Annotated in this window: 11 protein-coding genes; 4 read left to right on the forward strand and 7 right to left on the reverse strand. The window is 64.7% G+C overall.

All coding sequences use genetic code 11. From position 1 onward, the window contains the following. The coding region (locus tag V7Q53_RS22435; RefSeq protein ID WP_333831158.1) for an ATP-binding protein at nucleotides 1–367 on the reverse strand (367 nt) is incomplete at its 3' end. Between the two features lie 5 nt (nucleotides 368–372). Then, nucleotides 373–708: an STAS domain-containing protein gene (locus tag V7Q53_RS22440; RefSeq protein WP_442954469.1), complete on the reverse strand. Its 336-nt coding sequence runs from the start codon at nucleotides 706–708 to the stop codon at nucleotides 373–375. Between the two features lie 84 nt (nucleotides 709–792). Between V7Q53_RS22440 and V7Q53_RS22445 the strand changes: the two genes are divergently transcribed. Beyond that, nucleotides 793–1,971: a thiolase family protein gene (locus V7Q53_RS22445; RefSeq protein WP_333831161.1), complete on the forward strand. Its 1,179-nt coding sequence runs from the start codon at nucleotides 793–795 to the stop codon at nucleotides 1,969–1,971. Nucleotides 1,972–2,088: 117 nt separating this feature from the next. On the opposite strand, the gene V7Q53_RS22450 is transcribed toward V7Q53_RS22445, so the two are convergent. Continuing rightward, nucleotides 2,089–2,475: a hypothetical protein gene (locus V7Q53_RS22450; protein ID WP_333831163.1), complete on the reverse strand. Its 387-nt coding sequence runs from the start codon at nucleotides 2,473–2,475 to the stop codon at nucleotides 2,089–2,091. 441 nt (nucleotides 2,476–2,916) lie between these two features. Beyond that, a complete protein-coding gene (gene leuB, locus V7Q53_RS22455; protein WP_333831165.1) occupies nucleotides 2,917–4,023 on the reverse strand; it encodes a 3-isopropylmalate dehydrogenase in 1,107 nt (368 codons plus the stop codon). Nucleotides 4,024–4,171: 148 nt separating this feature from the next. Here leuB and V7Q53_RS22460 point away from each other — a divergent pair, with 148 nt between their 5' ends. Continuing rightward, entirely contained in the window at nucleotides 4,172–4,354 is a 183-nt protein-coding gene (locus V7Q53_RS22460) for a hypothetical protein (protein ID WP_333831166.1), read from the forward strand. Nucleotides 4,355–4,394: 40 nt separating this feature from the next. On the opposite strand, the gene V7Q53_RS22465 is transcribed toward V7Q53_RS22460, so the two are convergent. From V7Q53_RS22465 to clpS, 3 genes are read right to left on the reverse strand one after another with little or no spacing between them, the layout of a single operon-like run. Next, complete coding sequence (locus tag V7Q53_RS22465) at nucleotides 4,395–5,201, reverse strand: SDR family NAD(P)-dependent oxidoreductase (RefSeq protein ID WP_333831167.1); 807 nt, start codon at nucleotides 5,199–5,201, stop codon at nucleotides 4,395–4,397. After that, nucleotides 5,198–6,292: a class I SAM-dependent methyltransferase gene (locus tag V7Q53_RS22470; RefSeq protein ID WP_333831169.1), complete on the reverse strand. Its 1,095-nt coding sequence runs from the start codon at nucleotides 6,290–6,292 to the stop codon at nucleotides 5,198–5,200. Before V7Q53_RS22470 ends, V7Q53_RS22465 begins: the two co-directional genes overlap by 4 nt. A 19-nt stretch (nucleotides 6,293–6,311) precedes the next feature. After that, nucleotides 6,312–6,632, reverse strand: a complete 321-nt coding sequence (gene clpS / locus V7Q53_RS22475) for an ATP-dependent Clp protease adapter ClpS (protein WP_442954470.1) — start codon at nucleotides 6,630–6,632, stop codon at nucleotides 6,312–6,314. Nucleotides 6,633–6,738: 106 nt separating this feature from the next. Between clpS and V7Q53_RS22480 the strand changes: the two genes are divergently transcribed. Both V7Q53_RS22480 and V7Q53_RS22485 read left to right on the forward strand, forming a co-directional pair. Next, nucleotides 6,739–7,440: an HAD family hydrolase gene (locus V7Q53_RS22480; protein WP_333831171.1), complete on the forward strand. Its 702-nt coding sequence runs from the start codon at nucleotides 6,739–6,741 to the stop codon at nucleotides 7,438–7,440. Nucleotides 7,441–7,612: 172 nt separating this feature from the next. Next, nucleotides 7,613–9,402 (forward strand): D-alanyl-D-alanine carboxypeptidase family protein (locus tag V7Q53_RS22485; RefSeq protein WP_333831173.1); only part of this gene is annotated, 1,790 nt, incomplete at its 3' end.

Genomic DNA, 9,402 nt, shown 5'->3' on the forward strand with positions numbered 1-9,402 from the left:
GCGGGGCAGGGGGGGGGCTGGGCGGGCGCCCGCCCGGCATGGCGCTTCCATGGTCGCGGATCAGGCAAAAAAGCCCTTCGCGGCGCAGCTCGACGAACAGATCCACAATCCCGTCGCTCTGCGCGTAGGCGTGTTCGACGATGTTGTTGAGTGCCTCGGCAAGGATCAGTTCGGTGCTGGAAAGATCATCCTCCCCCAGCCCGGAGCATTGAAGCCCGTCACGGACCGCCATCAGGGCCGCGCGTGTTTCAAGGTTGCAGGCCGGGAAGCGGCGGTGAATGCGCCCGGTTCCTTCGCTGCGCCGGTGCCGGGCGGGCTCATCGGGCGGGGGTGTGCCGGGCATGGCATGTGAAGCGGGCAGGACCATTCAGGTTAACCTGTTGCTTTCATCTCGCAGGGCGGATGCTGGTGGATGGTGAAAATGCTGTCCATGCGCGTCAGGCGAAAGACTTTTGCCACCGGCGGTGTCAGCGAGGCGAGGTGCAGGGGGCGCTGCGGGCCAAGCAGTTTCATCACCGCCACGACCGCGCCAAGCCCGCTGCTGTCGAGGAAGGTGACGCAGCCCAGATCAAGGATCACCGGGCCGTCAAAACCATCGGCCGCGCTGCGGAGCGCTTCCTTGAATTCAATCGCCACGGCGGCATCAATCCGGGTTTCGTTGACCTTGACGAGAAGACCTGCGGCGCTGTGATTTGTGCTGATATCCACGTTTCCCTCTCGCATTCGGGGTTCTTTCGTGGTCAGCCTAGAGCGGAAACCTTTCCAAGTGGTTCACAGATGCCGGAGGCTGAAATGCAGGAAGTTGTTATCATTGGCGCGGCGCGCACCCCGATGGGCGGCTTTCAGGGTGTGTTTACCGGAGTCAGCGCCTCCGAACTGGGCGGAACGGCGATTGCGGCGGCGATTGCAGGCGCAGGGCTGGCCCCTGATCTGGTGGAAGAGCTGATCATGGGCTGTGTTCTGCCAGCCGGGCAGGGGCAGGCGCCGGCACGTCAGGCCGGATTCAGAGCCGGTCTGGGTGAACAGGTGCCCGCCACGACGCTCAACAAGATGTGCGGATCAGGGATGAAGGCGGCGATGATCGCGCATGACCAGATCGCGCTGGGAGCCGCCGGGATCATGGTGGCAGGCGGGATGGAAAGCATGACCGGCGCGCCGTATCTGCTGCCCGCGATGCGGGGCGGCGCGCGGATCGGCCATGGTCAGGTGATTGACCATATGTTCCTCGACGGGCTGGAAGATGCTTATGACAAGGGGCGCCTGATGGGCACTTTTGCCGAGGATTGCGCGGAAAAGTACCAGTTCAGCCGCAACGATCAGGATGATTACGCGCTGTGCTCGCTGACCAACGCGCTGTCGGCGCAGGCCGATGGTGCCTTCGACGGCGAGATTGCGGCGGTGACGGTGCATACGCGCAAGGGCGAGGTGATGGTCACCGATGACGAGCAGCTTGCCAGGGCCCAGCCCGAAAAGATACCGACCCTGAAGCCCGCCTTTCGCAAGGATGGCACGGTGACGGCGGCCAATTCCTCGTCGATCTCGGATGGTGCGGCGGCGCTTGTCCTCGCCTCACGCAGGGCGGCAGAGGCGGCGGGTGCGCCGGTGCGCGCCGTGATCCGTGGCCATGCCAGCCATGCGCAGGCGCCCGGCTGGTTTTCGACCGCCCCGGTGCCCGCCACCCGCAAGCTGCTTGACCGGCTGGGTTGGTCGGTCGATGAGGTGGATCTGTGGGAGGTGAACGAGGCCTTTGCCGTGGTGCCGATGGCCTTCATGCGTGAAATGGGGATCGCGCGCGAGAAGATCAACGTGAACGGCGGGGCATGCGCGCTGGGCCATCCGATTGGTGCGTCTGGCGCGCGGATCATGGTGACGCTGCTGCATGCGCTGGAGCGGCGCGGGTTGAAGCGCGGGATAGCGGCGATCTGCATCGGCGGCGGCGAGGGCACAGCCATCGCCATCGAGCGGGTCTGACGCCGGGGACTGAGGGCTTGGCGGCGTGTCAGGTTGCTGACCTGCGCCCTGGCCCGGAACGTATTTCGACGCGCGCCTGCCCCGGCGCGCGTCGTGAAGGATCGGCATGCGATGCCGTTAGTGTTGAGATACCTGGTCGCCCGGGAACGCGCGCCTTTGGATCTGGCCGTTAGCGCTGAAATTGCTGACGGTCAGCACATCGTTGGCATTCAAGCCGACAGCCATCAGGTCCTGTGCCGTGTAAACGTCATCAGCGCGGACCTGGAACGTATCGCGGGGGCTGAATTCGAGGAAGTCCGATTCATTCAGACCGGTAACCATCAGTTCCTGTGCCGAGTAAACGTCGCCGGCGCGGACTGCGTGTTTACCGCGGGGGTTGGCGTCGGCCCTGTCAGAGGCGCCCGGGTTCACGATCCCGTCGCTGCGGATGTCGGTTGCATTGGCGGCAACGGAGCCCAGGGCGACGAAAACGGCGATGGCGGAGGTGATAGCGAAGCGAGTCATTTTGGTGTCTCTTACTTTTCTGTGTGTGTGTATGTGATCGTTTTCGGTCACAAATGGGACGTAAGCTTCGCCACCCTCGTCATCAATGTGTCACATATCTGCCCAAATCGACTGCTCAATGTGCAAGAGTGCACAGGAAAGACCGGGTGAGAGACCTTGAATCGTCGAAGTGCAAACAAGTCTTGCAATTTCGTGTGAAACGCCGGTTGGCGTCAGCTGTAGATGGCGGTCTCGTCCCGCGGCGCACCAGCCACCCAGCTACGGCATGTCGGTATTGAGGGGCCGCCGCCCTCGGCCCGCATGAGACAGCGCAGCGACCGGCTGCGGATCAGCATAGCGGTGGCGCGGTCAGTCCGCCCGTCGGGCGATGCGCCCCGCCAGAAACGCGAAACGGCCCGGCAGAACCTGCCGGGCCGTTCGTTCATTGGATCATGTCGGGTGTCAGAGGCTGGCGTCCAGCGCGTTGACAATCGCGTCGCCCATGGCGCTGGTCGAAACCGGGCTGCCGCCCTCAGGCCCCATCAGATCGGCGGTGCGCAGCCCGTCGGCCAGCACCTTCTGCACGGCGGCCTCCAGTCGGTCGGCTTCGGCCCCCAGATCAAAGCTGTAGCGCAATGCCATGGCGAAGCTGAGGATGCAGGCGATCGGGTTGGCCTTGCCCTGACCCGCAATATCGGGGGCCGAGCCGTGCACCGGCTCATAAAGCGCCTTGGGCCGGCCATTGGCCATCGGCAGCCCCAGCGAGGCCGAAGGCAGCATTCCCAGCGAGCCGGTCAGCATGGCGGCAAGGTCTGACAGCAGGTCGCCGAACAGGTTGTCGGTCACGATCACATCGAACTGTTTGGGCCAGCGGGTCAGCTGCATGGCGCCCGCATCGGCATACATATGCGACAGCTCGACATCGGCATATTCTTCGTCATGGACCTTCTGCACCACTTCGCGCCAGAGAATGCCCGATTCCATGACATTGGCCTTCTCCATCGAGCAGACCTTGTTGCCCCGCTTGCGTGCCAGCTCGAATGCCGAACGGGCGACGCGGGCAATCTCGGATTCAGTATAGCGCTGGGTGTTGATGCCGACGCGCTCATTCCCTTCGGTGAAAATGCCGCGCGGCTCACCGAAATAGACGCCCGAGGTCAGCTCGCGCACGATCATGATATCGAGACCGGCGACCACTTCCTTCTTGAGGCTGGAGAAATCGGCCAGCGCGTCAAAGCACTGCGCCGGGCGCAGGTTGGCGAAGAGGTCCATTTCCTTGCGCAGGCGCAGCAGGCCGCGCTCGGGCTTCACGCTGAAATCCAGCACATCGTATTTCGGCCCGCCGACAGCGCCCAGCAGCACGGCATCGACTTCCTGCGCCTTGGCCATGGTGGCATCGCTCAGCGGCGTGCCGTGCACGTCATAGGCGGCACCGCCGACGAGGTCTTCGCTGACATCAAACACAAGCCCTCGTTTGGTGCCGAACCAGCCGATGATCTTGCGCACTTCGGCCATGACTTCGGGGCCGATCCCGTCGCCGGGCAGAATGAGAAGGGAAGGATTGGGCATTGCGAAACCTCTTCAATGGCGTTGCCTTCGCGTAGCGGCTGGACGGGGGGGCGTCAAGTCGCCGGGCCCTTTGGGGGCTGGTGGAAAACCGGGGCGATTCGTGCTAAGGTTGCGCCACTGAGCAATCCATCAAAACAGGAGAGCACGCATGAGCAGACATATCCTCGACCGTCCCCGCGCGGAGACCGGGGCGCGCCTGTCGCAATTCCTGACACTGGAGCGCGCGGCCCAGCCCCATAACGCCAGCCGCCTGCTGCAACAGCGCAAGCGCGACGAAAAGGCACCCAGACTCGCGATTTACACGCGTATCGAGCGCCATCAAGAGGTCTGAACGCGGTCTCCGGCGTATCAAGCTCAAATGACCCGGCGCGCTAATGCGCCGGGCGCTGCACGGCATCCAGAAGGCTGCGGCCACCATCAAGGCTGATCACCTGCCCGGTGATGAAGCCAGCGCTGCTTGAGGCCAGAAACTGCGCAGCCTCAGCCACTTCGGTGGCGGTGCCGATCCGGTGCAGGGGGGTGCCACGGATGATGCTTTCGCGGTAATCGGGGTTTTCGGCGATACAGTCGCGCAGGCTTGCGCTCATGACCGAGCCAAGGGCGATGGCATTCACCCGGATATTATGTGGCGCCAGCGCCACGGCCAGCGCGCGGGTCATCTGTTCGGCGGCGGCGGTGCTGATGGAATAGGCCAGCAACTCTGGCTGGGTGCGCTGCGCGGCAACCGAGCTGAGATTGACAATCGTTCCGGCGCCCGCCTTGCGGTCGTCATCCTGCTCTGACTGGGTGATCATGCGCCGCGCCACGGCCTGCGACAGGCGCAGGGCCACCATCAGGTTCTGCGAAAGTGCCTCATCCACCGTCTTGTCGGCGGGGTCCAGCGGGTCGGTCAGGGTAAATTCGCGCGCGGCATTGACCAGAATATCCACCCGGTCAAAGGCGTCAATCGTGGCGGACAGCAGGTTGGCCACCGTCAGCTTTTCGCGCAGATCGCCGATGAAGAGGCGCGCGGTGTCACGCTCTGCCAGCCCTTCGCAGGCCGCTTTCAGGCGCTTCTCGTTCTGGTCGGCCAGCACGACATTCGCGCCCTCGTCCAGAAAGCGGCGGGCAATCGCATGTCCGATCCCCGAGGCGGCGCCGGTGACAATTGCAGTCTTGCCCGAAATGGAGAAACTCATGCGCGTGACCCCCTTGGGTGGCCCGCAGCGCGGCGGTCCCGGTGGGGCGCTGTGCGGGCCCCTGCGGCAGCGCGCACCGGCCCCTCGCCCAGGAGGATCTTGAAGGCGGCGGTGCCAGCCACTTCCGAATGACGGCGAAAAGAGGCCGTCATCGCGGCCTCATACGGCAGGTGCCGGTTGGCAACCAGCCACAACTGCCCGGCAGGGCGCAACAGCGCGGCGGCGGCGCGGATGAAGGCAATGCCCAGCCCCGGCTGGCCCTTGCGCCCGGTGTGGAAGGGCGGGTTCATCACCACGATATCGGCCTGAATCCCCGGCAGCGGCAGGGTGGCATCGGCCCAGTGAAAGACGGCGCGCGGATCGGTGACATTGAGGCGCGCGCAATCCAGCGCGCGGGCATCGGCTTCAACCAGATGCAGCGCCTTGATCCTGGGCGCACGCGCCAGCAGCGCGGCAGACAGGAACCCCCAGCCCGCACCCAGATCGACGGCTTCACCCGCGAGCGTATCGGGCAGGGCGCCCGCCAGCAGCGCCGATCCGGGGTCAACCCCATCGGCTGAAAAGAGCCCGGCGCGGGTCTGAAAGGGCTGGCCCGCCGCGTCAACAAGCGTCACCGGCGCGTCACGCCATGCGGCCAGTGCGGCAGCGCCGGGCGAGGGGAACCAGAAAATCTTGCCATGGCCTTTAGAGACAGGCTCGCTCACGCTGACCTTGCTGCGCAGCGCCTTCAGGATCGCATCCACACCGTCGGTCTTCTGGCCGTCGATGATCACCGGTCCCTCGGTCAGCGCGCAGGCCTCGGCGATCATGTCCAGCGCCTCGGCCCGGGCGCGGGGCAGGCAGACCAGCACCGCCGCCACGCCGGGCGCGATGCTGCGGGCGCAGGCATAGCCTTGCGCGGTAAAGGCGGCATGGTCGGGGAAATGCGGCGTCATCACCTGCACCCGCTCACGGGGCAGGGGCGCCAGACTTTCACCCGCGCGCGGGGCCAGAACCGCGATGGCGCCGGTTGCGGGCAGGGTCAACCCGCCCTCGAACGCCAGTTCAAGCCGCAGGGCGCGCGGCGCAGGGTCTGTTTGGGGTGTGTTCATGGGCGGACGCAGCTGCGCCCTACTCCTTTTCCAGCGTGCATTGCAGCGGGTGCTGATGACGGCGCGCGAAATCCATGACCTGCGCCACCTTGGTTTCCGCAACCTCGTAGGAAAAGACGCCGACCACCGCCAGCCCCTTCTTGTGCACCGTCAGCATGATCTCGAACGCCTGCGCATGCGACAGGCCGAAGAAACGCTCAAGCACATGCACGACGAATTCCATCGGCGTGAAATCGTCATTGAGCAGCATCACCTTGTACATCGGCGGGCGCTGGGTGCGCGTCCGGGTCTTGGTGGCGATGCCGGTTTCCCCTTCCGGGCCGTCGGTGCGGTCGGTCATTCTGGGGGTGATGGTCATGGACAAAGCCTTTGGGTGACAGATTCGCGTTCATGGCAGTATATAGCGCGAAGGCGCGGCATGAAAACCCTGACGAAAGGGGAGGGAGATGCAGATTACCACGGTTGGCCTTGATGCCGATGACACGCTTTGGCACAACGAGCGGCTTTTTCACCTGACACAGGCGCGTTTCGCCGCCCTTCTGGCCGATCACGCCGAAAAGGACCACCTCACTGAGCGCCTTCTTGCCGCCGAGCGGCGCAATCTGGGGCATTACGGCTACGGTGTGAAGGGCTTCATGCTGTCGATGATCGAAACCGCCATCGAGGTGACCGAGGGCCGGGTTCCCGGCCATGTCATCGCCGAGATCATGGAGGCCGGGCGCGCCATGCTGGCCGAGCCGATCGAGCTGCTGCCGGGGGTGCACGAAACCATCGCCCGTCTGGCGCCCGACTACCGGCTGGTGCTGATCACCAAAGGCGATCTGCTGGATCAGGAGCGCAAACTGGCGCAATCCGGGCTGGATGTGCTGTTTGATGCCGTTGAAATCGTCAGCGACAAGACCCCGGCTGCCTATGCCGCGATCTTTGCCCGCCACGGCGAAGGGGCGGAGGCCGCGCTGATGGCGGGGAACTCCATGGCCTCGGATGTGGTGGCGCCGCTGATGGCCGGGGCCTGGGGCGTGCATGTGCCGCACGGGCTGGAATGGGCGCTGGAATTTGCCGAGGCGCCGGTTTCCCATCCGCGCTACCGGAAGATTCCCGCCCTCGAAAACCTGCCGGATCTTCTGGAGTGGATCGATGGCAGCTAACATCTAGTGGCTGCGCGGCACACAGCCACTAGATGTGTCAGTAAATTAAAGACAGCGCGAAAACCCTTGATTACAAGGGTCTTTTCATAGGTGCTATCGCATGCTAAGCTGATCAGGAGCAGAAAAAGCGCCCGGGAAAAACCGGGGCAATCCGAGGCAAAGGACAGGCAAGGTGGCAGCGCGTCTCAAGCGTTCCTCCAGCTATGGCAGCATGACGGCGGCAGTGTTTTTCTGTACGCTCATCATGGTATGGCTGGCCCCTATCAACACGGCACAGGCTACCCCCTTCGCGGCGGTGGTGATGGATGCCCGTTCAGGCGAAATCCTGCACGCAACCAACCATGATACGCGGTTGCATCCGGCCTCGCTGACCAAGATGATGACGCTCTATGTCGCTTTCGAGGCAATCCAGAACGGCGAAGTCTCGCTTGATACCCAGGTGCGGGTGTCGCGCCGTGCGGCACGCGAAGTGCCCTCACGGCTGGGCCTGCGTGAAGGTCAGACCATCGCGCTGCGCTACCTGATTCGCGCCGCTGCGCTACGCTCGGGCAATGACGCGGCCACCGCGATTGCCGAGGCGATCGGCGGCTCGGTCGAAGGGTTCGCCGCGCGCATGAACCGCACCGCCGCCGCGATCGGCATGTCCAACACGCGCTTTCAGAACGCGCATGGGCTGACCGCTTCGGGGCACCTGTCCACCGCGCGCGACATGACCATTCTTGGTCGCCAGCTTTATTTCGATTTTCCTCAGTATTACAACATCTTCTCCCGCCGCAGCGAAGATGCGGGCATCGCGCAGGTGAACAACACCAATTCGCGCTTTCTGAACGCTTATCCGGGGGCTGATGGCATCAAGACCGGCTTCACCAATGCTGCGGGCTATAACCTGACCGCCATGGCCGAGCGCAACGGCGTGCGCATCATCGTTACGGTTTTTGGCGGGCGCTCGGTTGCGCATCGCCATGAACAGGTGGTGCAGCTGATGAACCGTGGCTTCCGCGAGGCACCGGCCCGCGTGGCGCTGCGCCGCCCGTCCCGCCCGAATTATACCAGTGCGCCACAGGTGGCCAGCAACAGCGACGGAGGCCGCGCCGCGGGCCGTGTGATCCGGCTGCAGACCGCGCCTGAGCGCAGCATCTTTCCCGCCCGGCGCCCGCTTTCCCCGTCCGAGCAGCCGTCGGAACAGCTTCTGGCCTCGCTTCAGAATGATATCTCTGCCGTTCTGGCCGAAGTGGCCAGCCCCGAGCCCGAGCCCGAACCCGTGGCTGCCGCCGCTTCCGTCAATGCTGCGATTGACGAGGCCGTGGCGCTGGCCGCGGCGCCCGCCAGCTCACCCGTGCCGCCTTCTCGCCCGCAGGACGCGGCGGCGCCTGAGGATGACCTGATTGTCGCGCGCGGCGTGGGCTTCAGCACGATCGACACGCAGGAATATCTGCAACTGACCGAGGGCGCGGGGGAATCCGGCGCTGGTGATGATCCCATCACCATCACACCGCTGGCGGCCAATCTGTCTGAAACCCTGCGGGAAGACGCTGCTGAGGAAGCCATCGCGGCAGTGCCGGATGAAGCCGCGATCGTCACCGCCATTGCCGAAAGCCTGTTGAACGCCTCGGGCATGCCGGTTCTGCCCCCGACCGAAGAACTGCTGGCCGATGTCGTCGTTGAGAACGGGCTTGTCGTCATTCCCGGTCTGCCCCCCATCGCCGTAGAAACTGCGGCGCTGAATCATAGCGATGCGCCGGTGCAGCCCATCTTTGCGAATGCCGCGCCGCTTCAGGCCGCGCCGGTGCCTGCCACGCTCATCGTGGACGAAGGCACTGCCGAGGCCATGGAAGGCCCCGCGCTGGACGGCCGCATTGTTCTGACCTCAAGCGATGCCGAGCCGGTCATCGAAATGGCCGCCGCAACGCCCCCGCCGATGCCAGAGATCGTCACCCGCGTTTCAACCTCGGGCGGGCGGGT

It is taken from the genome of Pararhodobacter sp. (assembly GCF_036802785.1).
In the GTDB taxonomy this organism is placed as follows: Bacteria; Pseudomonadota; Alphaproteobacteria; order Rhodobacterales; family Rhodobacteraceae; genus Pararhodobacter.

Excerpts from the sequence above, each read along its gene's own strand:
- V7Q53_RS22445 (WP_333831161.1), top strand. The coding sequence starts at position 793 with ATGCAGGAAGTTGTTATCATTGGCGCGGCGCGCACCCCGATGGGCGGC.
- V7Q53_RS22450 (WP_333831163.1), bottom strand. The coding sequence starts at position 2,475 with ATGACTCGCTTCGCTATCACCTCCGCCATCGCCGTTTTCGTCGCCCTG.
- leuB (WP_333831165.1), bottom strand. The coding sequence starts at position 4,023 with ATGCCCAATCCTTCCCTTCTCATTCTGCCCGGCGACGGGATCGGCCCC.
- V7Q53_RS22460 (WP_333831166.1), top strand. The coding sequence starts at position 4,172 with ATGAGCAGACATATCCTCGACCGTCCCCGCGCGGAGACCGGGGCGCGC.
- V7Q53_RS22465 (WP_333831167.1), bottom strand. The coding sequence starts at position 5,201 with ATGAGTTTCTCCATTTCGGGCAAGACTGCAATTGTCACCGGCGCCGCC.
- V7Q53_RS22470 (WP_333831169.1), bottom strand. The coding sequence starts at position 6,292 with ATGAACACACCCCAAACAGACCCTGCGCCGCGCGCCCTGCGGCTTGAA.
- clpS (WP_442954470.1), bottom strand. The coding sequence starts at position 6,632 with ATGACCGACCGCACCGACGGCCCGGAAGGGGAAACCGGCATCGCCACC.
- V7Q53_RS22480 (WP_333831171.1), top strand. The coding sequence starts at position 6,739 with ATGCAGATTACCACGGTTGGCCTTGATGCCGATGACACGCTTTGGCAC.